The 20809-nt window shown below is 66.6% G+C and carries 24 protein-coding genes; 10 read left to right on the plus strand and 14 right to left on the minus strand.

Translation table 11 applies throughout. From position 1 onward, the window contains the following. Positions 1 to 67: 67 nt before the first annotated feature. From NF4_RS22255 to NF4_RS37935, 3 genes are read right to left on the minus strand one after another with little or no spacing between them, the layout of a single operon-like run. Positions 68 to 388, minus strand: coding sequence for a hypothetical protein (locus NF4_RS22255; protein ID WP_063129314.1), 321 nt, complete (start codon positions 386 to 388; stop codon positions 68 to 70). Then, entirely contained in the window at positions 315 to 812 is a 498-nt protein-coding gene (locus NF4_RS22260) for an allene oxide cyclase barrel-like domain-containing protein (protein ID WP_063129315.1), read from the minus strand. Before NF4_RS22260 ends, NF4_RS22255 begins: the two co-directional genes overlap by 74 nt. Before the next feature lie 44 nt (positions 813 to 856). Continuing rightward, positions 857 to 1012 carry a hypothetical protein gene (locus tag NF4_RS37935; protein ID WP_157120509.1) on the minus strand — a complete coding sequence of 52 codons (156 nt, stop codon included), beginning with the start codon at positions 1010 to 1012 and terminating at the stop codon, positions 857 to 859. A gap of 45 nt (positions 1013 to 1057) precedes the next feature. On the opposite strand from NF4_RS37935, the gene NF4_RS22265 reads away from it, so the two are divergent. After that, positions 1058 to 1441: a MerR family transcriptional regulator gene (locus tag NF4_RS22265; protein WP_063129316.1), complete on the plus strand. Its 384-nt coding sequence runs from the start codon at positions 1058 to 1060 to the stop codon at positions 1439 to 1441. A 705-nt stretch (positions 1442 to 2146) separates the two neighbouring features. Here the strand turns inward: NF4_RS22265 and NF4_RS22270 are convergent. Then, positions 2147 to 2716: a TetR/AcrR family transcriptional regulator C-terminal domain-containing protein gene (locus NF4_RS22270; RefSeq protein ID WP_084533337.1), complete on the minus strand. Its 570-nt coding sequence runs from the start codon at positions 2714 to 2716 to the stop codon at positions 2147 to 2149. A gap of 51 nt (positions 2717 to 2767) precedes the next feature. Here NF4_RS22270 and NF4_RS22275 point away from each other — a divergent pair, with 51 nt between their 5' ends. Next, complete coding sequence (locus NF4_RS22275) at positions 2768 to 4024, plus strand: FAD-dependent monooxygenase (RefSeq protein WP_063129318.1); 1257 nt, start codon at positions 2768 to 2770, stop codon at positions 4022 to 4024. 539 nt (positions 4025 to 4563) lie between these two features. Here the strand turns inward: NF4_RS22275 and NF4_RS22280 are convergent. Together NF4_RS22280 and NF4_RS22285 are read right to left on the minus strand one after the other, a co-directional pair. Further along, complete coding sequence (locus tag NF4_RS22280; RefSeq protein WP_198165414.1) at positions 4564 to 5202, minus strand: hypothetical protein; 639 nt, start codon at positions 5200 to 5202, stop codon at positions 4564 to 4566. 374 nt (positions 5203 to 5576) lie between these two features. Further along, positions 5577 to 6461 (minus strand): AraC family transcriptional regulator, encoded by an 885-nt coding sequence (locus NF4_RS22285; RefSeq protein WP_063129320.1) that lies wholly within the window; start codon positions 6459 to 6461, stop codon positions 5577 to 5579. A 183-nt stretch (positions 6462 to 6644) separates the two neighbouring features. On the opposite strand from NF4_RS22285, the gene NF4_RS22290 reads away from it, so the two are divergent. Genes NF4_RS22290 through NF4_RS22300 form a run of 3 tightly spaced genes read left to right on the plus strand, consistent with a single transcriptional unit; the run spans position 6645 to position 8918 of the window. Then, entirely contained in the window at positions 6645 to 6962 is a 318-nt protein-coding gene (locus tag NF4_RS22290; RefSeq protein WP_084533338.1) for a putative quinol monooxygenase, read from the plus strand. 29 nt (positions 6963 to 6991) lie between these two features. Beyond that, complete coding sequence (locus NF4_RS22295; protein ID WP_063129321.1) at positions 6992 to 7945, plus strand: alpha/beta hydrolase; 954 nt, start codon at positions 6992 to 6994, stop codon at positions 7943 to 7945. Positions 7946 to 7979: 34 nt separating this feature from the next. Further along, on the plus strand, positions 7980 to 8918 hold the full coding sequence (locus NF4_RS22300) for a MerR family transcriptional regulator (RefSeq protein ID WP_063129322.1): 939 nt from the start codon (positions 7980 to 7982) through the stop codon (positions 8916 to 8918). Positions 8919 to 9061: 143 nt separating this feature from the next. Here the strand turns inward: NF4_RS22300 and NF4_RS22305 are convergent, their stop codons facing one another. Next, on the minus strand, positions 9062 to 9517 hold the full coding sequence (locus NF4_RS22305; protein WP_063129323.1) for a carboxymuconolactone decarboxylase family protein: 456 nt from the start codon (positions 9515 to 9517) through the stop codon (positions 9062 to 9064). A 346-nt stretch (positions 9518 to 9863) separates the two neighbouring features. Between NF4_RS22305 and NF4_RS22310 the strand changes: the two genes are divergently transcribed. Then, positions 9864 to 10331 (plus strand): hypothetical protein, encoded by a 468-nt coding sequence (locus tag NF4_RS22310; protein ID WP_157120511.1) that lies wholly within the window; start codon positions 9864 to 9866, stop codon positions 10329 to 10331. Positions 10332 to 10387: 56 nt separating this feature from the next. On the opposite strand, the gene NF4_RS22315 is transcribed toward NF4_RS22310, so the two are convergent. Next, positions 10388 to 11296, minus strand: coding sequence for a GntR family transcriptional regulator (locus NF4_RS22315; RefSeq protein WP_063129325.1), 909 nt, complete (start codon positions 11294 to 11296; stop codon positions 10388 to 10390). A gap of 19 nt (positions 11297 to 11315) precedes the next feature. Then, positions 11316 to 12575: a carotenoid oxygenase family protein gene (locus NF4_RS22320; RefSeq protein ID WP_063129326.1), complete on the minus strand. Its 1260-nt coding sequence runs from the start codon at positions 12573 to 12575 to the stop codon at positions 11316 to 11318. Positions 12576 to 13102: 527 nt separating this feature from the next. On the opposite strand from NF4_RS22320, the gene NF4_RS22325 reads away from it, so the two are divergent. Continuing rightward, positions 13103 to 14200 (plus strand): alpha/beta hydrolase, encoded by a 1098-nt coding sequence (locus tag NF4_RS22325; RefSeq protein WP_232330604.1) that lies wholly within the window; start codon positions 13103 to 13105, stop codon positions 14198 to 14200. A 32-nt stretch (positions 14201 to 14232) separates the two neighbouring features. Here the strand turns inward: NF4_RS22325 and NF4_RS22330 are convergent, their stop codons facing one another. Then, positions 14233 to 14793 carry a TetR/AcrR family transcriptional regulator gene (locus NF4_RS22330; RefSeq protein WP_063129328.1) on the minus strand — a complete coding sequence of 187 codons (561 nt, stop codon included), beginning with the start codon at positions 14791 to 14793 and terminating at the stop codon, positions 14233 to 14235. Between the two features lie 283 nt (positions 14794 to 15076). On the opposite strand from NF4_RS22330, the gene NF4_RS22335 reads away from it, so the two are divergent. Next, on the plus strand, positions 15077 to 16309 hold the full coding sequence (locus NF4_RS22335; RefSeq protein ID WP_063129329.1) for an MFS transporter: 1233 nt from the start codon (positions 15077 to 15079) through the stop codon (positions 16307 to 16309). Then, positions 16306 to 16686, plus strand: coding sequence for an ArsR/SmtB family transcription factor (locus tag NF4_RS22340; RefSeq protein WP_063129330.1), 381 nt, complete (start codon positions 16306 to 16308; stop codon positions 16684 to 16686). Before NF4_RS22335 ends, NF4_RS22340 begins: the two co-directional genes overlap by 4 nt. On the opposite strand, the gene NF4_RS22345 is transcribed toward NF4_RS22340, so the two are convergent. The 4 genes from NF4_RS22345 to NF4_RS22360 form a co-directional block, all read right to left on the minus strand. Beyond that, positions 16661 to 17479: an ABC transporter permease gene (locus tag NF4_RS22345; RefSeq protein WP_232330599.1), complete on the minus strand. Its 819-nt coding sequence runs from the start codon at positions 17477 to 17479 to the stop codon at positions 16661 to 16663. The two genes, NF4_RS22340 and NF4_RS22345, sit on opposite strands and share 26 nt — an antisense overlap. Continuing rightward, complete coding sequence (locus NF4_RS22350) at positions 17476 to 18069, minus strand: ABC transporter ATP-binding protein (protein WP_198165415.1); 594 nt, start codon at positions 18067 to 18069, stop codon at positions 17476 to 17478. Before NF4_RS22350 ends, NF4_RS22345 begins: the two co-directional genes overlap by 4 nt. Before the next feature lie 112 nt (positions 18070 to 18181). Beyond that, positions 18182 to 18613, minus strand: coding sequence for a chromate resistance protein ChrB domain-containing protein (locus NF4_RS22355; protein WP_063129331.1), 432 nt, complete (start codon positions 18611 to 18613; stop codon positions 18182 to 18184). Then, positions 18610 to 19134: a Chromate resistance protein ChrB gene (locus NF4_RS22360; RefSeq protein ID WP_198165416.1), complete on the minus strand. Its 525-nt coding sequence runs from the start codon at positions 19132 to 19134 to the stop codon at positions 18610 to 18612. Before NF4_RS22360 ends, NF4_RS22355 begins: the two co-directional genes overlap by 4 nt. 77 nt (positions 19135 to 19211) lie before the next feature. Between NF4_RS22360 and chrA the strand changes: the two genes are divergently transcribed. Continuing rightward, positions 19212 to 20615 (plus strand): chromate efflux transporter, encoded by a 1404-nt coding sequence (gene chrA / locus NF4_RS22365; protein ID WP_063129332.1) that lies wholly within the window; start codon positions 19212 to 19214, stop codon positions 20613 to 20615. Positions 20616 to 20809: the final 194 nt, after the last annotated feature.

Below are 20809 nucleotides of genomic sequence, written 5' to 3' on the forward strand. Positions count from 1 at the left end.
CCTGCCGTTATCGATTCGGGGCCTGCCGGCGTTCACCCCCGAAGCGCGACCACACGCCGGGAGCTTCTTACGCGGGCCGCAGTGCCGCGGTGATCTTGCAGGTCTTCTCGGCGGTGACCGGTCCGGGCTCGCCGGTGCGGGAGCGGCCGCCGGGCGCGACGGCGACCAGGACGGTCCGGCGGAAGTTGTCGGCCTCGGCCGGATCCTGGTCGGCGAGCAGGTCCACGGCCGCGGTCAGGGCGGGAAGTACCTGGTCGGCGAGTTCGGCGACGATCCTGCCCTTCAGGTCGATGTCCTGGGATTTCGCGGCCGTATCAACGGATGATTTCGGCGCGCACTCTCTCGTTCGGTGTGCCGATGTCCCAGAACCGAACAGTGCCCCGTGCATTGCGGTAGACGCCCGTGCCGCCGGTGATGGCCATGTCGAGCGGGTTCGGACCCCTGACCCACAGAGCCTGCATGGTGACCGAGCCCTGCTCGAGCTCCATCGTGAGCAAGCACTGCGCGGTGATCTTTTCTCCGTCGATATGGATGACCTGGCACGAGCCGCCCCCGCGTCCCACTTTTCGCCCGTCCTTCACGGCGGTTCCGGAGAAGACATCCATATCGCCGATGCTCATCCCCGCGCGGTCCAGATCTGGGGCTGCGTACTGATCGTTCTCAACCTTGACTTCGAGGATCTCGACCGGGTCCGCTGCGGGCGTCTGCGCCTCGCCATCGTCGGCTCCACAGCCGCTGACCACGGTGGTCAGCAGCGACATGACACCAAATGCCATGAGCGCCGTCGTGATTCGTATTTTGTTGTTCGGCATACCGTTTCCTGATCATTCGGTAGGGGCGCGTGACTTCGGCGGCTTCACCGCCGAAGGGGGCACTCGGGTTGCTGCGGTTTCGACCACACAAAGAGTTCTCGGCCCATACCGGAGTCCGATCCGAGGAGGTCGTGGTCGTCCGGGTTCAGCAGGAGACCGGAATGGACGAGGCGGGTGACCGCGGTCGATGACTTGCTCATGCCCTCAGCGTTCCGGTTAATGGATACATGAAGTCAAGTCGGACTTTGACGATCGGCGAGCTGGCTCAGCGGTTCGGCCTGGGCACGCACGTTCTGCGGTACTGGGAGAGCATGGGCCTGCTGGAGCCTGCACGCCGCGCAGGTGGCCAGCGGTTATACGAGCACGCGGACCTCGAACGCGTGGCGTTGATCCTGATGGGCAAGGAGGCCGGTCTCACGCTGGGGGAGCTGGCCACGGTGCTGTCCACCGCCGACCCGAGGGACCACCGGGATCTGCTGTACCACCACGTTCAAGAGCTCGAGCGGCGTATCGCACAGGCACGAGCAGCCAAGGAACTGATCGAACATGCTCTCGCCTGCCCGCGCAGCCTCGCCGAATGTGAGCACGCGCGCGAACATATCGCCGCCCGTATTCGCTTCCGCCGGTGACGGTGTGCGGGTGAGCGACAGTGAGATCGCCGGGGCGGTGAAGATCAGCGGGGTGCGCGCGGGTTTTACGGAGGCGCCGGACCCCCGGTACGGCGCGGCCCTGACGCCCGGTCCCCCCGCGCCTTCCGCCCCGGCCCCCGCCGGCGGCGCGACGATCTCTCTGACCGGGAACCAGTTCCACGGCGATGTCACCTCGATGGACCCAGGAGAGCGGTCTCGAATCGTCCATAAACACCCCTCTTATGGACACCGGTTTTGCTCAGGAGCGGGGTCGGTGAATCGTGCCAGGTAGGCCCGAGCTCGGGGCCAGGGGTCGTGGGCGAACTCGGTGCGAGTGCGGTGCCAGTGCCGTGCGCAGAGCTCATCCAGGTCCATGCTCAGCGGCCGGCGGTGGTAGTGCGCGTGTGGCTCGGCCGCTCGGGAAGTCTCGAGCAGTTCGGTTTCCAGCGTCCAGCCGCAGTGATCGAAGGCCCATGCGCCGTCGGTTGCGTAGACGTGGCCGGGATCGAGACCCCCCTCAGGTGTCAGCGGCCAGGGAAGATCCCCCGCGTACGGCCAGTTGTGATTCCCCACGGGCGGCCAGTTGTGGGCATCTGGCACACCGCCAGCATCCCGCCCGTGCGCACGCTCATGCCGATGACCGAGTGTCGTAGCGTGCTGCGGGGTCGCGAGGCTTGGTCTCGGGTATTCCACCCTGCGCCGGGGTCAGCCGAGGAGCCGGGCGACGCCGTATTCGAAGCGTTCCTCGAACGTTTCGTCGGTCAGTGCGGGGAGCACGCGTCGCAGCGCGGGACGGTCGCCGACGTCGAGATCGAGTGCGAAGCGGCCGGGCAGCGCCTGCTGCTCCTGGGTGAGTCCGAGGACGAAGTAAACGAGGCTCCAGCAGGTCCAGGCCGCCTCCCGGGCCGGCCGCCCGCTGTCGAGCAGGGCGGCAATCAGAGCTTCGGCGAGGTCGAGGGTGGCGGGTTCGGCCACGAAGGTGCCGGCCACCACTGCGGCGCCGTCCCGGTGTGCGAGCAGTGCGGCCCGGTAGCGGCGGACGATTTCGGTGGCCCGCTCCCGCCAGGGGTCAGGCAGCCCGTCGAGTGTGGCGCCGCTGACGATCGCGTCGGCCATGAGTTCTTCCAGGCGAGTCTTGGACTTGGCGTGCCACAGGACGGTGTTCATTCGCACGCCGAGCCGCTTGGCAATCGCCCGTAGTGATACGGCGGCCGCGCCCTCTTCGTCGAGTAGTTCGAGTGCGGTCCGGACGACATCCGCTTGACTTTTGGTCACTGACCAAGTGTACTCGAGGCTGAGTATTGGTCAGCGACCAAGGAGGGTGTCATGCTGGATGTCGTCATCGTCGGAGCCGGACCGACCGGCCTGTGGCTCGCCGGGGAACTGCGACTGGGCGGGGCGTCGGTCACGATCCTGGAGGCTCGCCGGAACCCCGACCCCAACTCCAAGGCACTCACGATCCATCCCAGGACCGTGGAGATCTTCGATTGCCGCGGAGTCGTCGAGCCCTTCCTGAAGGAGTCGCTGTCGATCCCGAACGGCCACTTCGGCGCGCTACCCGACCGGATGGACTTCTCGGCCCTGGACACGCCGCACCCATACACACTGGCGCTACCGCAGATGCGCACCGAGGAGCTGCTCGAAGAACGCGCACTCGCGGCGGGCGCGACCATCCTGCGCGACCGGAAGGTCGTCGGCCTCACCAGCGACGGCGTAGAACTGGAGGACCGCACAGTCGTAAAGGCGCGCTACGTCGTCGGCTGCGACGGCGTCAACAGCATCGTGCGGCAAGCGGCGGGTATCGACTTTCCCGGCACGGAATCGACCACCTGGGGGTACCTCGCGGACGTCGTGCTCGACGAGCCACCAGCAAGCGGCGTGGCGCAGATCGCCGGGCCCACGGGCGGAGTGATGATCGTGCCACTACCGGGCGGGATTCATCGTCTGGTCGGCTCCGACCCGTTCGACAACCGCCCCGAGAGGCCGACCTTGGAGACGTTACGTGCAACGGTGCGGCGAATCGCGGGCAGCGACTTCGGGATGCGCGACCCGGTGTGGTTGTCCCGGTTCGGCAATGCCACACGCCAGGCTGCATCCTATCGAAAAGGCAACGTGCTGGTCGCCGGAGATGCCGCGCACATGCACTTTCCCACCGGCGGCGTAGGCATGAACGTCGGCATCCAGGACGCTCACAACCTCGGCTGGAAGCTCGCTGCAGTCGCTACCGGACGCGCCACCGCCGACCTCCTGGACACCTACCACGCCGAGAGACACCCGGTTGGGGCCGAACTGCTGCAGCACACGCGGGCCCAGACGGCGTTGATGACCGCGTACTCGCCCGAGGGACAGGCCCTTCGGGCGGTGCTGAGTGGGCTCATCGCTACCGCGCCGGACATGTCGAAGCAGCTCGCCGAGCGCCTGTCCGGACTGAGCGTCGCCTACGCCACCGGCCCGCGCGTGCCCGACCACACACTTGCCGACGGCAGCCGGCTCTTCCACCGACTACGCGCCGGACAGTATGTCGAGACCCCGGTAGGGCTGGTCCGGCCGGACGGGCACCCGGCCCAGGCCGCCGTATCCTGAACAGGGAGTTGTCGGCCGCGACCGCGCGGTAACACCGCCGTGTGTCGGACGCCCATCTTGTTGCGGTGGGGTTGCCATGGTGGCCACATAGCTCCCCGCTGAGTGGCCGCCAGCGGGGAATTCGAACTGGCCGCTGACACTCAGGCCAAAGCGCTACCGCCTTCCATCCTTCCGGATGCGCTTCGAGAAACGCATAGGCCAGGATGTGGCAAGCGCCGGCCGCGAAGAACCACTGGTCGTCCCGGTTCCATGCCAAGCGCTGATCGGCACGTTCCAGCGGAGTCCGCCTGAAGACCGAGCGCGGAACATACACTCTGTGAGCCTATTACCGCGGCGGGACCAACGCGTGCGTCCTCTACCTGCAGAAGAATCAGAGTTCGCGAAGAACGGCGCTGATCGCATCGGGTCTTGCCCGATCCTTGTCCGAGTTCCGTCGCCCGGCTCGGGGCGACGCATCGTAGTGGTGATTTGGTCGCGTCCACCGGCATAGGGAGTTCACGCTGGTGTGGGCGATGGAGGCAGCGGGTTCGCGGTGGGGATCAGGTGGGTCCTTGGGCGGTGAATCCGTCGAAGAGTCGGCCGCCGAAGATGTTCAGTACCTGGGTGACGGTTTCGGCGATCGGCTCCATGTCGCCCCGGACCACCGAGCGAACACCCTGGGCCAGTACTTTCGCGTATTCCGTGCCGGCCTGGCGGTCGAAGGCTGCCAGCTCCCGCTGTAACCATTTGCCGGTCCCTGTCCAGTGGCCGTGTCCGGTGAGCAGCAGGTCGGCGGTGGCCCGCCACAGATCGGTGGCGATCAGGAGTCGTTCGTCGTCGTCCGCGCAGCCCATGAGATCGTCCAACCGGTCGGTGATCCCGTAGCGAGCCGACCGTAGTTCGTCCGCGGTCATCGGGTCTGGGCCGGCGGCCAGTTGCGCCGCACACTCTTCCTGCAGATATTCGCCACTGCCGTCGATATCGAGCAGGACCAGAGAGCTACCGATCAGCCGCAGGGTCGCCGGCCGCCGGGCCTTGCGGTCCTTTGCCAGGAAGTGCTGCATCGCTTCTTCAGTGTGCACGAACAGCTCGACCGGCCACCCCTGATACCGCAACGATTCGCGATACGGGGCCGGCGGGCCATCGAGGAGCACGCTGATGTCCAGATCCGAGGTGGACGTCGAGCACGGTGCTGCCACCCAGCCACGCTGCCCGCGCCCTGGGGAAGCGTTCCCAGACCAGACTCCGCGCGATATCGAACCCGTCGATGCTCATCCCCCTATCGGACCCCGCTCCGCACGGCGGAGCAACGGTCGCCGGCCATTGCCATCCAGGTGAAGCTTCCGGAAACTCCGTTGGCACGCAATGCCGCTTCCATCCACCGTTCAAAAACTGATCGATTTATGAGCACAGCTGCAACAGGACTGAGGCGCCGCACTCGGCTACGACGCCACTGCCCCCTGGCAAGCCTGGGCCCCCGGATCTGCGGCACCGCACCGTCGAGGCAGGTCACTTCATGGCCGATCAGGACCCAGCGCTGGTCGCCAAGGAGATCCGCGCCCTGATCACTCGATCACTCGCTGATCGATTGCGGTAACGCGGCCGCGCGACTGGGAGTGGTGCCGAACAGACGACGGTACTCCCGGCTGAACTGTGAGGGGCTGTCGTAGCCGACACGATGGGCCACGCCTGTGACGTCGCGGGAGTTGGCTGCCAGGAGCAGTCTGGCCTGCTGGAGTCGGATGTGCTTCTGAAACTGAATCGGGCTCTGAGCAGTGACGATCTGGAAATTGCGATAGAACGCCGAGGAGCTCATCCCGGCCAGGCGGGCCAGGTCGTCGACACGAAACGGCTCGTCGTAGTGCTCCCGAATCCAGCGCACCGCCCGGCCGATGGTGTGCAGGCCGCTCTCGGCCAGCCCGAGCTGGCGCACAGCTTCGCCTTGTTCGCCGGTGATCAGCCGCCACAGGATCTCGCGTTTGATCAGTGGCGCCAATGCTGCTCGATCACGCGGGTGATCCAGCAGCCGAACGAGTCGGGTCAGGGCATCGAGGATTTCGGTGGTCAGGCTGCCGACCGCGACCGCGGGCACGGTTCGGCGTTGCGGGCGCGGCAGCTCGCCCGCGCCCACTTCCAGGAGCACGTCGGCGATCGCGATCGGGTCGAGGACCAGCGCGAGACCGAGCGCAGGCGTCTCCGGGCTCGCTCCGATGAATGAGCCGGTGACCGGCAAGTCCAGCGAGGTGACGAGGTAGTCGCCCGGTCGATATTCGAGCACCTCGTCACCGACCGCGAGACGCTTTGCGCCCTGGGCCAGCACCGCGAGCACGGTGCCCGACATCTGCGTCTCCGGGGGGCCCGACCGTTGCACCTGGGCGATGTACAGACCTTCGATCGCGGTGGTCTCGTCGGGACGCACATGCCTGGCCAGCAGCGCGCGCAGTTCGTCGAAGCTCATGAATCGATGACACCACGCCGCTACACCAGTCATCCAAGCAGTTGGAGGATCAGGCAAGACGCCAGCACGATTTGCCTATCGTTAAACCACGTCAAGAGGCTTGAATTAGAACATCAGCCCCTCCCGATGCCGCTCGGAACATAGATCGATCGGGAGGATCAAACAAGAACAGAAGGAGTCGCGGTGAACATCGGATACGGATTCAATGCCCTGTTGACTGCCAAGCCGGGGATGGCAGACCGGTTGGTCGAGGTACTGCTGACCGGTCTCGACGAGGGCAACCCCGCCGCCAGCGAGCACTGCCTGGTGTACCTGGTCTGCCGGTCGTCGTCCGACCCCGATCTGGTCCATGTCACCGAAGGCTGGACGAGCGAGGAACACCACCATCGACTGTTCGCCGGCGCGGCAGCCCAGGCGTTGGTCGCCGAAGTCAAGGACCTCGTCGCCGCGGAAGGCCCCTACACCGACCACGTCCCTGTCGGCGGCAAAGCCGCGTTCTGACCCCCTCCCCACCACCGCGAAGGATTCCGATGTCACGCCCCGCCCTCGACCCCGAACTCGGCACATTGATCACCGACATGCCACTCATCCCCAGGATCACCTCCGAGATCCTTGCTCAGCTGCGGCCGATGGCCTCGACACCGCTCGAGACCGTACTGTCCGGCCGTCACATCCACCGCCGCGAAGTCGTCGTACCCGGCACCGGCGGCTTCGACATCCCGATGACTGTCCTGACACCGCGCACCGCCACCGTCGCGGCGCCGTGCGTCTACTGGATGCACGGCGGCGGAATGATCATGGGTGACCGGTTCTCTCAACTGGACATCCCACTGGAATGGCTCGACGCGATCGGCGCCGTCGTGATCACCGTCGACTACCGTCTCGCCCCCGAATCCACCGGCATCATCCCCGTGCAGGACTGCTACGACGGGCTGCGGTGGATCACCGACCATGCCGACGAACTCGGCATCGACCCACATCGCATCGTCACGGCAGGCACCAGCGCAGGCGGTGGACTCGCCGCCGGGGTCGCCCTCATGGCCCGCGATCTAGGTGGCCCGGCCATCGCCGCGCAGATCCTGAGCTGCCCGATGCTCGACCACCGCAACACGAGCACTTCCAGCAGGCAATACTCGGGCGAACCCACGGTGTGGACCCACGAAACCAACGCCTTCGCCTGGAACGCCCTGCTCGCCGAACTCCCCGACGACCAGGTCCCCGCCTACATCTCCCCCAGCCGAGCCGACGACCTCTCCGGCCTACCACCCACCTACATCGACGTCGGATCAGCCGAGGTCTTCCGCGACGAAGATGTCGAGTTCGCCGGCCGCATCTGGGCATCGGGCGGCCGAGCCGAACTCCATGTCTGGGCCGGCGGATTCCACGGTTTCGACGCCCTCTTTCCCCGAGCAACACTGTCCGCGGTCGCCCGCCGAACACGCACAGCATGGCTGCGCCGAACGCTGGTCACCCCGGCGACTTGAGTCTCCATCAGGAGGAGGCCTCAAGCTTGGGGGCATGGACGACGAGATGCTGTTCCCGATCGGGGTTGTGGCCGACCGCACGGGGCTTTCGGTCAAAACGATTCGGTTCTATTCCGACAAGGGGCTCGTTCCGCCGTCCTCGTACACCCCATCGGGCTACCGCCTCTATGACATCGACGCGCTGTCCCGTCTGGAACTGGTCCGGACACTGCGTGAGCTCGATATCGACCTGGCCACCGTGCGGCGCATCCTGGCCCGTGAGACTTCGCTTCCCGAGGTCGCCGCCGCACACGCATCGGCTCTCGACGCGCAGATTCGAAGTCTGCGGCTGCGGCGGGCGGTACTGCAGGCGGTGGCGAAACGACAGTCCGACCCCAAGGAGATGGATCTGATGCACAAACTGGTGAACCTGTCACAGGCTGAGCGACACCGCTTCATCCACGACTTCATCGACGACACCTTCGGTGGCGTCGACGCCAATCCGGCGATGGTCGAACTGCTGCGCACCAGCATGCCCGACCTACCCGAAGACCCCACTTCCGAGCAGGTCGAGGCATGGATGGAATTGGTCGAGTTGGTCCAGGACAGCGACTTCCGCGCAGCGGTACGCCGGATGGCCGAATACCAGGCCGCGCAACGCACCGAGGGCGATACCACCGGCTTGCATCATGCACTCACCGAAACCGTGCGTGACGAAGTCGGCCGCGCACTCGCCGCGGGAATCACCCCGGAATCAGCCGCGGCCGCGCCAATCGTGGATACCCTCACCGCCCGCTACGCCGAGACTTTCGGCAAACCCGACGACAGCGCCCTCCGGCGTTGGATGCTCGAACGACTGGAAGTGGCAAACGACTCCCGCGTCGCGCGGTACTGGCAGCTCGTAGCGGCGGTGAACGACTGGCCGCCCATCGAAGACCTGGATCCAGTGTTCAGCTGGCTCGGTCGGGCGCTCAGGACCCGCGTCGGACAATAGCCTCCGCCCGCACGCCGAGGAGCCGATCGAAAACCTGCCCGGAGCGCGGCCTGCCACCGGGCCGCCCGGCGCCGCATCCCACTGCGGCGCGGAAACGCGGCCGGTCCGCATGTCCACACAAGGGAGGTACGTGGCGGGCAGGGTCAGCGGAAACTGCCGGCGACCAGTCGCGTGGCCACGTTGATTCGGTTCCAGGCGTTGACCGAGGCGATCGCGGTCACCAGCGCCGCCAGTTCTCGTCGGCGAAGTGAGCGGCCGGCCTCGTCCCAGGCATTGTCGGGAACCCCCTCGGGGTTGTCGGTGATGCGGGTAACCGCCTCGGTCAGCGCCAGCGCCGCGCGCTCGGTGTCGGTGAAGAACGGCGCCTCACGCCATGTGGCTACCGCCCACAGCCGTTCGTCGCTCTCGCCCACCCCCTGCGCATGATGTGAATGCATATCGGTACAGACCGAGCATCCATTGATCTGGCTGGCTCTGATCCGCACGAGCTCCAAAAGGCCCCGGGGAACCCCGCTGTTGTTGATGTATTCCTCCACGGCATTCAGCCCCCGGTAACCACCGGCGGCGAGCTTGTACACGTTCGACATCCGTGCCTGCATTTATCAACCTTTCTAGACGTATATATCCAGGATGTCGGCGGCAAGTCGAAAAGGGCGAGTTGGATGCCATCCTCGATGGCATAGCGGGTTCACCCCTCACCCGAGGCGCAGGCCAGCGGAATCCGCGGCGTTCAGAAGAGCGGCCTTCTGAACACATCAGCGACGGAATTGATCGCCGACCAGCGATGATGCCGGCGTCCGGCGTCCAAGAACGCATCGATTTACGAACACCCGTAGAGCGGTCACGATCGCGACAGCTGCCGGCGGTACAGGCGCTGCTGGGACCACGGTGCGCCGCGGGGCGGAATCCTCCATCCGGGCGCGGTTCCGCCACTATGATGTTGAAGTGTCCGGTAGCGACAGAGAGCCGAGGCAAGTCGAACTCATCGGACCTGTTGCCCAGGTGTTCACCTATTCGATCGCGGCCGGTCTGATGTTGTCGGGGCCTGTTCTCGCGTTGACCAGTGATTCACTGTGGAATGGGTTGTGCCCGGCGATCATCACTTTCCCGATCGGCCTCGCCATTGCGGCGACCACCTACGGGCAGAGATGGGACGCGAAGCGGTTCCGGGCCGTCGGGGTTGTTTCGACGGCGGAGATCGTCGCGGTCCGAATACGTAAGGGGGGCGAGAATCCGGACGTTGCCGAACTTCGAGTCCGTATCAGTGGGCCGGGTTTCGATACGTTCAAGGCGGACTGCGAAGTACCGGCCGGTATCCCTCGGCCGCAGATCGGTGACCGGCTCCAGGCGGTGGTCGATCCCGCCAACAGCGACTTCGCGATCGGCTACGACCACTTGTTCGAGCAGGACTGACCGGCCCGGCCCAAAGATCGATCTCGGCGATCATCGCCGGGCGCCAGGCCTGTTGATCAGTGCCGCGGACCGTGGTGTGACCGCGGTCGCCGAGTCTTCGGCGGTGTCATCACGATGGTCAGGCCGTCGAGCAACCGTTCCAGTCCGAACGCGAACAGTGATTCCAGGTCCACCTCGGCGTTCGGTTCGGTGAGCTGGGTGATCAGCGGCCGGTCGACGGCGAGCCGGGCAGCGCCCCATTGTTTGCTCGTCATTCCGGTGTCCAGTTCGGCGCGGGCCTCGCTTTCGATGTTCATCGCTGTGCCCCGCACGTAGTTGACCAGGGTGGCGTAGACGTGGAGCCGGGTGGAGGAATCCAGTGCCAGGCCGTCGAAGGCGCGTAGCGTCCACAGTCCGTAGGCGATCATCGCCGGCAGGGTGGCCGGGCGGGTGATGGACACCAGCGGCGGCACCCATGGATGACGCTGGTAGACACCCCATTGCAGTTGTGCGGCCACTCGCAGGTGTGAGCGCCACACCGGGGCCGGTTCGGGGTAGTCGATCTCGCCGAACGCGGCGTCGGCGAGCAGTTGGGTGAGTTCGGCGTCGGCGTCGAGGTGGCGGCGAAGGGTCAGCGTCGCGACGCCGAGTTCGGCGGCCACTGCCCGCAGGGACAGTGCTGCCAGACCGCGGCTGTCGGCGATCTGCATCGCCGCCTGCACGATCTGCTCGCGTTCGAGCCCTGCGGTATTTCGCGAGGGCAACCGACGCGCAGCGACCACGGCGCCGACGCGGGAGGTCGATTCGATGGTGCCCGAGTGTTTGAGCGCGGCCAGGGCTTTGGTGGCTGTGGCGATAGCGACGCCCCATTCGCGGGCGATGGCCCTGGTGGTGGGAACGGGATCGCCCGGCCGCAGCTCTCCTGCGGCGATGCGCCGCTCGATCTCGGCGACGATTCGGAGGTAGGGCGGTCGGTGATCGGTCACACCATCATGCTGGCATGAGTCAGTGGTCGGGCAGCCAGTTGCCGTGCAGGCCCAGTGGTACGCGGGCGGGCAGGTGGATACGCGCGACGGGTTCACCGGTGAAGTCCTGAGCGGCCAGCACGACCAGATCGGCAGCGTTGCGGTGCGGATCGTGTACGTAGGCGAGTAGATATCCCTCGTCTTCCCCCGGCCCGGTGGCCGCGAACACCGCCTCGCCCACAGTTTCCGCTGCCCCGAACGCGTGCACCTCCGCGGTGCCCCGCTGAAAATCGTGTTTGACCAGTGCGTTGGTGAAGGCCTCGTCCGGTGCCGCACCCTCGGATACGAACGGTATCCCGTACAGGGCCGTCGCGGCGGAGTAGCCGTAGCGGTGGGGGTGCGCGGCGTAGGCGTCGTTGATGCGGGGAAAGTCCTGCGGCCGGTCGTCGATGCGTTGCTGCCGGACCGTGTCGGTGGTGAGGGTCCAACGATCCAACACCGGCCGGATCGCGCCGGGGTCGGCGGGATCGAACGGCCCTTGGGCGGTGACCAGGTCCACGACGACCGAATCACCGTCGTCGTAGGCGTTGAGCGTATGACTGACATGCACAGGGTCGATATCGTGCCACCGCACCTCTCCACCCGTCCGCGGCATCACGCCCACACGTGTGGGGTGCTCCGGCAGCCATCGGCAGTCGAATCCGTCGAAACCCAGCGGAGTATCCCAGAGCACCACATGGTCGCCGGTGAGCGCGAAGTCGTGCAGAAACGGTGTCCGCGGCATCGCGATCGGCACGGTGCGAACCACCGCGCCCACGGTATCGGTCACGATGTACTGCACGAACTCACGGCCGGGCATATAAGACAGGGAATGCAACTCTCCAGTACGTGGGTCGTGTTTGGAATGCGCTCCCGCGGTGAACCCCTCGGCCGTCGCTCCCAACTGGCAAAATCCCACGGTGTTCAGCTCGTCGTCCAGCAGCGCCGGCGGCAGTCCGCCCTCCGCCATGGCGAAGGTCTGCCCCGCATGTTCGATCACATGCACCATGGGCGCAAATCCCGGGACACGCACGAAACGGTTGCGATACCACTCGGCCCGCCCGTCGCGCAGCCGCACCCCATGCACCATGCCCTGACCCATCCCCCACACATGGGTGCCCGGATCCTCCACGCCCACCGGGTTAGGGCCGTTGCGCACATATCGGCCACCGAGTTCGGCCGGGATACGCCCGGTCAGCGGCAAGTCGTAGGCCGTGATCTCTACCTGTACGGGCGCGAAATGACCTTCCAGATACCTCATGAGAACACCGTAGGAATCGATGCCCTGAAGGCGCTCCCGCGCACCACAACCACCGCGCTGTGTACTAGTACAGGCCGCACCGCGTGGCGGCCGATTACGGGCCCCTCGCCAACGGGCCGCACTGCCTCATGTCCGCAAAAGGACAGAATACGAACAACCTCATGTCTTCCACGATCGTTTACCAGCGATGATCCTTACATTCTGTCCAAGAATGCATCAATTTTGAACGTCACTGGTGCACTGGACGGAGTGCCAGAACGCCGATTGTGCGACTCGCAGGGGTGAGTGGCGGTGATTTTGCACTCGCCTGTTGGCCGGGATTGATTACCGGAAGAGGTCGCGTCCTGTGGTGTAGAGCTGAATCGACCGGGGTGGGGCCGATGCCTTGTAGGCGGTCACTTCTTCTTGACTGGCAGTCAAGAAGTTCATATCGTGGCCGAGACAAGTTTCTTGGACGACGTCCAAGAAACTGCGTGGGCAGATAGGCGGAGGAAAATATCGTGAACCGTGGCGAATCGAGCGCTCGTGTGGGCGAGGGACTGCAGTTCGGTCGGCGTGATGTTTCGTTCTTCTCAGGTGGACAGCGATGTGCGGCTTGGCTGTACAGCCCCTCGGATTCGGAGTCGCAGCGTCCGTTGGTGATCATGGGGCACGGGTTGGGTGCGGTACGGCAGATGCGGTTGGACGCATACGCCGAGCGCTTCGCCGCGGCGGGTTGGTCGGTGCTGGTGTTCGACTACCGTCATCTCGGTGCCAGCGAAGGCCGACCGCGCCAGCTGCTCGATATCGGCAGACAGCTCGCCGACTGGCATGCCGCGTTGGCATATGTGCGGTCGCTGCCGGAGGTCGATATCGACAGGATCGCGTTGTGGGGCAGTTCTTTCGGTGGTGGTCACGTGCTGCAGATCGCCTCTCGGGACCCGCGGGTGGTGGCGGTGGTAGCCCAGTGTCCGTTCACCGACGGACCGGCCTCGTTGTGGTCGCGGCTGCGAAGCGGACCACTGAGCGCGGTGGCTCTGACTGCGCTGGGTGTAGTCGACACCGTCGGCTCCTGGATCGGCGCGAAGCCCCTCTTGATGCCGATGGCGGGCGCGTCGTGGATGCCGGCGTTCGTGGCCTCACCCGATGCGGTCGCGGGAGCTTCGGAATTGCTACCTGCCGGTACCCGGTTGTCCCGGCGCACCAGCACGCTGCTGGCACGGATGCCGTCGTTTCGGGCGCAGGTGTCGAGGAACATCGTCATGACCGCCGTCGAGGACGGCGCGGAGAACTCGATGATGCTCGGCCGTGACAGCATGTGGGGAGTCCTGCGGGGCGCCGACGGCGATTTCGACGCCGCCAACGCAATCGCCGCCCGCCTGGTCCTACGACTGCCGCTGTATCGGCCGGGGCGCGCCATGGCCCGCACCACCACACCGACACTGCTGTGCGTATGCGACCACGACGCCGCGGCGCCCGCGAAAACCACACTGCGGCGCGCCGAAGGCCTGGCCCATGTCGACGTACGGACCTATCCCTGTGACCACTTCGACATCTACATAGGGCCCATCTTCGAACGCGCGGTCAGCGACCAGATCCATTTCCTGGCCACACAATTCGGTGACACCGCGGCCACCACGCTGTAGCAGGGCGCATCGTCGAACCGGATCGGAAATGGTCAGCCGGCCGCAATGGCGATGCCACGCGCACTGCGTAGCAGCGTCTCGATCACCGCACGCTTGCGGGAGTCCGCACCCGGATGCATCAGCAATCCCTCGACGACGAAAACCCCGATCTCGACCATCGCCGCCAACTCGTCCTCGGCAACTCCGATCTCGGCCAGATCGACCATGAACAACGCCTCGGCTACCGTGTGGAACTGTTCATGCCAGTCCCGGACGGCCTGCGATTCCTTGGCGCGGGCGTGCACCGTGGTCACCAACCGGCTCACCTGCTCCAACTCTCCGACCACCCACAGCAAACGATCAACCACATCGATAGCGCCCATGGCACCATAGCGATCCATCGCCTCGGCCAACACCTCATCGAGCACCGCGATCAACACAGCGTCCTTGTCGCGGAAATACCAGTACAGCGTGTTGGACACCACGCCCGCGTCCTGGGCGATCCGTGTCATCGACGCCGCGTCGTACCCCTGCTCGGTGAACAGCCGCCGAGCAGCGGCCACGATCTCGGCCCGCTTCTCCTCACGATCTCGAGGACGTCTATTTCGAGGCATCTCCGGTCCCGACTCATCGCTGTTGCACCCGACCCGAGCCTATCTTGGACACCCCTCAAGAATGCGGTGGGTGCCACCGCGGCCAGAAGTCCGAGCATCGCGGAACAAGATCGCCGACGCATGTTCATCAATAGAGTTGGACAGTCACTGGATGGAAAAGCATTGATCACCAGCGATTATCTGTTGCAGCGGCGTCCAAGAATGCTTCGGTTGATGAACATCATCCCCAGCTGCCTACCTACATACATGTGCACACTTGCGCACTTGTAGCTATTCTTGCTGTGTGCTCGATGTGTTGAGAGATCGTGTGTTCGGTCGGTTGTTCACCGCGCAGGTGGTGGCGTTGGTGGGGACCGGCTTGTTGACTGTGGCGTTGGGGCTGCTGGCCTATGACCTGGCCGGTGGTTCGGCGGGTGCGGTCTTGGGGACGGCGCTGGCGATCAAGATGGTGGCCTACGTGGGCGTGGCGCCGGTGATCGCGGCGGTGACCGATCGGGTACCGCGCCGTGTGCTGCTGGTGTCGGCGGATGTGGTGCGGGCGGTGGTGGCGCTGGCGTTGCCGTTCGTGGATCAGGTGTGGCAGATCTATGTGCTGATCTTCGTTTTGCAGGCCGCGTCGGCGACGTTCACTCCGGCGTTCCAGTCGCTGATCCCGTCGGTGCTGCCGCGGGAGGCCGATTACACGCGGGCGTTGTCGTTGTCGCGGCTGGCCTATGACCTGGAAGCGGTGTGTTCGCCGTTGCTGGCGGCGGTGGCGTTGACCGTGATCGACTATCACGCGCTGTTTCTCGGGACGGTCGCCGGTTTCGTCGGGTCGGCGGTGCTGGTGCTGACCACCGCGCTGCCGCCCGTGCCGAGCGCGGAGCGGCGGGCGCCGCTGACCGCGCGGATCGTGGCCGGTGCGCGGGTGATGGCGGGGCGGCCGGTGCTGCGGGGGCTGCTGGCGTTGAACCTGGTGGTCGCTGCCGCGACCGCGCTGGTGCTGGTCAACACGGTGGTCTATGTGCGGGATCTGCTCGGTGGCACCGATACCGGTGTCGCGGTCGCACTCGGTGCCTATGGTGCGGGGTCGATGCTGGTGGCGTTGGGGATGCCGCGGCTGCTGACCGATATCGCGGATCGGGCGGTGATGCTGGCCGGCGCCGCTGTGGTCGCGACCGGATTGGCCGGCACTACGCTGCTGCTGACCGCCGAGCCCGGCCAGTGGCTCGGGTGGGCAGGACTGTTGGGGTTGTGGGCGATGCTGGGGGCAGGCACCTCGTTGATCAACACCCCGTCGGCGCGGCTGCTGCGGTATCAGACCGCCGAGGAGGATCGGGCCGCGGTGTTCACCGCCCAGTTCTCGCTGTCGCATGCCGGGTTCCTGCTCACCTATCCGTTGGCCGGGTGGGTGGGTACCGGTGTGGGTCAGGTCGCTGCCGCGGCCGTCTCAGCGGTGATCGCTACACTCGCAGCAATCACAGCCGCCCGGTTGTGGCCCGCCCGCGAGCCGACTGCTCTGGTGGCAGCGCGATGAAAGTGGTGACGCATATGGCCGACCGCGCTTCCGGGTCGCCCGAGCCCAGCCTCACTCATCCCGGCGCCCCGGACCCCGAACGCTTGGATGCTGCCGCTGGGGTGTTCGGGATGCTGGCCGAACCGACCCGGCTACATATTCTGTGGCTGCTCACCCAGGGCGAGGCCGATGTCACCGCCCTGACCGAAGCTTCCGGTGCGTCCCGGACCGCGGTCAGCCAGCATCTGGCGAAACTCCGTTTCACCGGTCTGGTCGACACCCGCAAGGACGGCCGCCGCGTCATCTACCGGCTGCGCGGCGGGCACATGTCCCGGTTGATCCGCGAAGGTTTCAACCACGCCGACCACGTCGTCACCGGCGAACCACCCCACGAATAGTCCACCGGCCCGGCCCGCCGGCGGTTTCCGGCGTGCGGAGCCGGTGGGCGGTGGTGTCGAACAGTGCGTGGTGGGCGAGATAGGCGCTGGTGGTCGCCGCCGATGTCGCGGCCGCCAACAGCATGTACATGACGACGACCTGATAGCGGATCGCGGTCAGCGGGTCAACACCGGCGATGATCAGCCCGGTCATCGCACCCGGGAGGCTGACCAGCCCGACAACTTTCGTTGAATCGATGGCCGGGAGCAGAGCGGTGCGGACCGCGGAACGCCGGTGCGGGGCGAACGCGGCAGTGGCCGGCATGCCCAGCGCGAGACGGGTTTCGATCGCGGGCCGATGATGGCCCACGTCCTCGGCGACCCGCAGCAGCGTCACACCGCCGGCCTGCATGGCGGTCGCGATGACCATGCCCGAGATCGGGATCATCACCTCGGCCCGAACCGCCAGGACACCGAATACGGTGAGCGCGACCAGCACCGGAAGCGACCCGGTGGCGATCGCTATCGTGGCCAGAACCCGGGCGCGGGGCACGACGCGGCCGCGGCGGCCGGCGACCTGTCCGGCGATCAGCAGCATCACCGCGATCCAGCCGAGGATCCCCGCGGTAGCGGCGTGCGCGAACAGCAGCAGCAACACCGCCCCGACCGCCGCCAGCTGCGCGGCGGCGCGGACCGCCGCGGTCACCAGATCGCGGGTCAGGCCCAGCCGCTGATACCCGGCGGCGGCCACCGCGACACCCACCAACGGAACTGCGGCCGCCACCTGCCACCAGGTCATCGCTGTGGCGTTCACGAGCGATCACCAGCGGTGGTGCGGCGGCCGTGGTCGAGGGTGACCACCTGGCCGGCGAGACGACGGATCTGGGCGGAGTCATGGCTGACCAGCACCACTGTTCCACCCGCGGTGGTGAATCCGGCCAGGGTGTGTTCGATCGCGGCCGCGGCGGCCGGGTCCAGGGCGGCGGTGGGCTCATCGGCCAGCAGCACCTGCGGATCCATCGCCAATGCCCGGGCCAGGCACACCCGGGCGGCCTCCCCTCCGGAGAGCCCGGCGGTGGGGCGGTCACAGAACCCGGCGGGCAGACCGGCACGTTCGAGCAGGGCCGCGGCGTCCTCTCGTGTCAGATCGGGTTGCGCACAGCGCAGATCGCCGAGCACGGAGTCGGTGAGCAGGGTCGGGTGCTGGGCCACCAGCTGGACCCGCCGCCGCAGCGCGAGCACGTCGTAGCGCGCCAGGTCCCTGCCATCGAAAGTGATGCGGCCGGTGTCGGGGTCGTCGAGTCGGATCAGCAGCCGCAACAGGGAGGATTTGCCCGCACCGCTGGGACCGGTGAGCACGGTACAGACCCCGCCCGGGATCTCGGCGTCCACCGCATCGAGCACCGCCGTTCCAGCACGCCACAAACCGACACCACAGACCTCGAACCCCGGCGCCCGCCGAGGCCGCGGCGGACCTGCCGCCGACTCGACGCCGGCGTTTCCGGTGACCGGGTGCTCAGGCCGGTTCGCGGCCGAGAAGGGTTTCACGGCGGTAGTACTCGTAGAGGCCGTCGAAGATCGGACCGGCCACGGCCAGGGTGTGGGTGTCGTCGCCGATCATCGACAGCCCGCGCAGGACCACGTCCAGGCCGGGTGCCTCGGGGGCGTCGAAGCGTTCGTCGTCGATATCGGCCTCGTGCACGATCTCGGCGATCCGCCACAGCACCGGATCGGTGAGATCATGGCGGCGCAGGATGGTTTCGAAGCTGCAGTCCCCGCCGTGGTGGCCGAGTTCGACCCCGCGCATATCGAACGGTGTCGCCTCCGCCGGCACCTCGGCCGGGTCGCCGACGAACACGAACTCCGCCTCCTGGTCGATCTCGCGGCGGATCAACCAGGCGCAGGCGGCGCGGTCGATGTGGATACCGGCGCGGGTGGCCCATTTCATGCGGACTCCTCGGAGACGTGGTCGGGATGCAACCCCGCCACCGCGCGCACCGCGACGGCGCGCTCCGGTGGCGGAAAGTAATCGCGGCGCTGGATCCGGCGCAGCTCACCACGCAGCCGGCGCAACGCCCGCAGCCGTTCCGGCTCGGCCAGCGCGGTGGATTGTTCGGCTTCGGCGATCACCGCGGCGTACTCGACGATACGGGCATCGGCCATCTCCCGAGCCAGGCGTCGTTCGGGCCCGAGCGCTGCGGGTCGGGCCAGCCACACCATCGCCTCCCCGCCGCCTTCGACGATCTCTTCGGCGATCCAGTCCAGCTGCTCACGGGTGCGGGCATCGGCCGGTAACGCCACCACCCCGTCGCCGAGGGAGGCCACGCCCAGGCGTTTGAGTTTGCGCCACACCGTGATCCGCGCCGTGGAGGGTTCGCGCGGCATCCGATACGACAGCAGCACCCACTGCCCCGCGACCTCCGCCCGCCCGGACGATGCGCTGCGCACACCCTCGCCCTCTGTGACCATCCGCCCACCATAGCGCAACCATGGTTGCAATATTTCTCACATTCCTAAACACTGCAACCACGGTTACATTTCCCGGCATGGATCCGGTTGGAGAAGGGGAGCACCCCGTGTTACGCGACACCACCACCCCAGATGTCATCCCGCTGCGCACCGCGACCAAGGCGTGGTTCCTCATCTCCCTGCAGACCTTCGGCGGCCCCGCCGGTCAGATCGCGGTCATGCAACGCACCCTGGTCGAGGAGAAACGCTGGATCGGCCAGCAGCGCTTCCTGCACGCCCTCAACTACTGCATGCTGCTGCCCGGCCCCGAAGCCCAGCAGCTGGCCATCTACATCGGCTGGTTGCTCAACGGCCGCCGCGGTGGCCTCATCGCCGGCACCCTGTTCGTCCTGCCCGGCATGCTCGCACTCCTGGCGCTCTCGGCGATCTACGTCGGATTCGGCGACACCACCCTGGTCACCGCCCTGCTGGCCGGCCTGGCCCCCGCCGTCGTGGTCATCGTCGCCCAAGCCGTCCTACGCGTCGGCCGCCGCGCCCTCACCCGGCCCGGGCTGGTCGCGATCGCCGTCGCCGCGTTCGCCGCGCTCACCCTGTTCGGGGTCCCGTTCCCGATCGTGATCGCCGCCGCGGCGGCCGCCGGATGGGCACTCGGACGCAAAAGCCCTGACACATCGGCGAATTCCGGCGACTCCGACAAGGACGCCGGCGAGGGTGCGCCCCTGATCGCCGATGACGCCCTGCACCACGAGGCGCCCTCGACCCGGCGCGGAGTGACCGTGCTCGGCATCGGACTGCTCATCTGGGCCGCTCCCGTCGTGGCCGCCGCGGTATTCCTCGGCGCCACCAGCACAATCGCCACCCAGGGCGTGTTCTTCTCCGGTACCGCGGTGGTCACCTTCGGTGGCGCCTACGCCGTCCTGGCCTTCGTCGCCCAACGCGCAGTCGAGGTCTACGGGTGGCTCTCACCCACCGACATGGTCCGCGGCCTCGCCCTGGCCGAATCCACCCCCGGTCCCCTGATCATGGTGGTCCAATTCGTCGCGTTCCTCGGCGCATACCACCACCCCGGCACCCTCAACCCCTGGACCGCGGGCATTCTCGGGTCCCTGCTCACTACCTGGGTCACCTTCGTGCCCTGCTTCCTGTTCATCCTCCTCGGCGCCCCCTACGTCGAACGCCTCCGCCACAACCACACCCTCACCACCGCCTTGACCGGCATCACCGCCGCCGTCGTCGGCGTCATCGCCAACCTCGGCCTCTACTTCACCCTCCACACCCTGTTCACCGACACCCACACCATCACCACCGGTCCCCTGCAACTACAACTCCCCGACCTCACCAGCATCCAGCCCCTCGCCATCGCGATCACCGCCGTCGCCGCAGTCCTCGCCTTCAAACTCAACTGGTCCATGCTGCGAATCCTCGGCATCAGCGCCGCCCTGGGCCTCGCCGCAGCCCTGGCCGGCCTACCTCTCACCTGACCCCTCCCGGAATTTCATATAAGGGTTTTACGGACAGCCGCGAGCCGGTAATCATCGATGACCAGCGATGATTACCGGCTTCACCGTTCATAAATGCCTCGATTTATGGACGCTTGCCGCGAGTGCAGTTCGCCGGGCGACGAGTCCTGCGAGCCTGTTCGGTAGGCGCACACCTGGTACTGCCTACCTGTGGT

The organism is Nocardia fusca NBRC 14340 (assembly GCF_001618425.1).
GTDB classification, from domain to species: Bacteria; Actinomycetota; Actinomycetes; order Mycobacteriales; family Mycobacteriaceae; genus Nocardia; species Nocardia fusca.

What these genes read in the sequence shown, in the direction of transcription:
- NF4_RS22305 (WP_063129323.1), bottom strand. Translation starts at nt 9,517, where the DNA reads ATGCAGGCACGGATGTCGAACGTGTACAAGCTCGCCGCCGGTGGTTAC.
- NF4_RS22360 (WP_198165416.1), bottom strand. Translation starts at nt 19,134, where the DNA reads ATGGTCACAGAGGGCGAGGGTGTGCGCAGCGCATCGTCCGGGCGGGCG.
- NF4_RS22285 (WP_063129320.1), bottom strand. Translation starts at nt 6,461, where the DNA reads ATGAGCTTCGACGAACTGCGCGCGCTGCTGGCCAGGCATGTGCGTCCC.
- NF4_RS22340 (WP_063129330.1), top strand. Translation starts at nt 16,306, where the DNA reads ATGAAAGTGGTGACGCATATGGCCGACCGCGCTTCCGGGTCGCCCGAG.
- chrA (WP_063129332.1), top strand. Translation starts at nt 19,212, where the DNA reads ATGGATCCGGTTGGAGAAGGGGAGCACCCCGTGTTACGCGACACCACC.
- NF4_RS22300 (WP_063129322.1), top strand. Translation starts at nt 7,980, where the DNA reads ATGGACGACGAGATGCTGTTCCCGATCGGGGTTGTGGCCGACCGCACG.
- NF4_RS22320 (WP_063129326.1), bottom strand. Translation starts at nt 12,575, where the DNA reads ATGAGGTATCTGGAAGGTCATTTCGCGCCCGTACAGGTAGAGATCACG.
- NF4_RS22295 (WP_063129321.1), top strand. Translation starts at nt 6,992, where the DNA reads ATGTCACGCCCCGCCCTCGACCCCGAACTCGGCACATTGATCACCGAC.
- NF4_RS22255 (WP_063129314.1), bottom strand. Translation starts at nt 388, where the DNA reads ATGCACGGGGCACTGTTCGGTTCTGGGACATCGGCACACCGAACGAGA.
- NF4_RS37935 (WP_157120509.1), bottom strand. Translation starts at nt 1,012, where the DNA reads ATGAGCAAGTCATCGACCGCGGTCACCCGCCTCGTCCATTCCGGTCTC.
- NF4_RS22330 (WP_063129328.1), bottom strand. Translation starts at nt 14,793, where the DNA reads ATGCCTCGAAATAGACGTCCTCGAGATCGTGAGGAGAAGCGGGCCGAG.
- NF4_RS22275 (WP_063129318.1), top strand. Translation starts at nt 2,768, where the DNA reads ATGCTGGATGTCGTCATCGTCGGAGCCGGACCGACCGGCCTGTGGCTC.
- NF4_RS22355 (WP_063129331.1), bottom strand. Translation starts at nt 18,613, where the DNA reads ATGAAATGGGCCACCCGCGCCGGTATCCACATCGACCGCGCCGCCTGC.
- NF4_RS22260 (WP_063129315.1), bottom strand. Translation starts at nt 812, where the DNA reads ATGCCGAACAACAAAATACGAATCACGACGGCGCTCATGGCATTTGGT.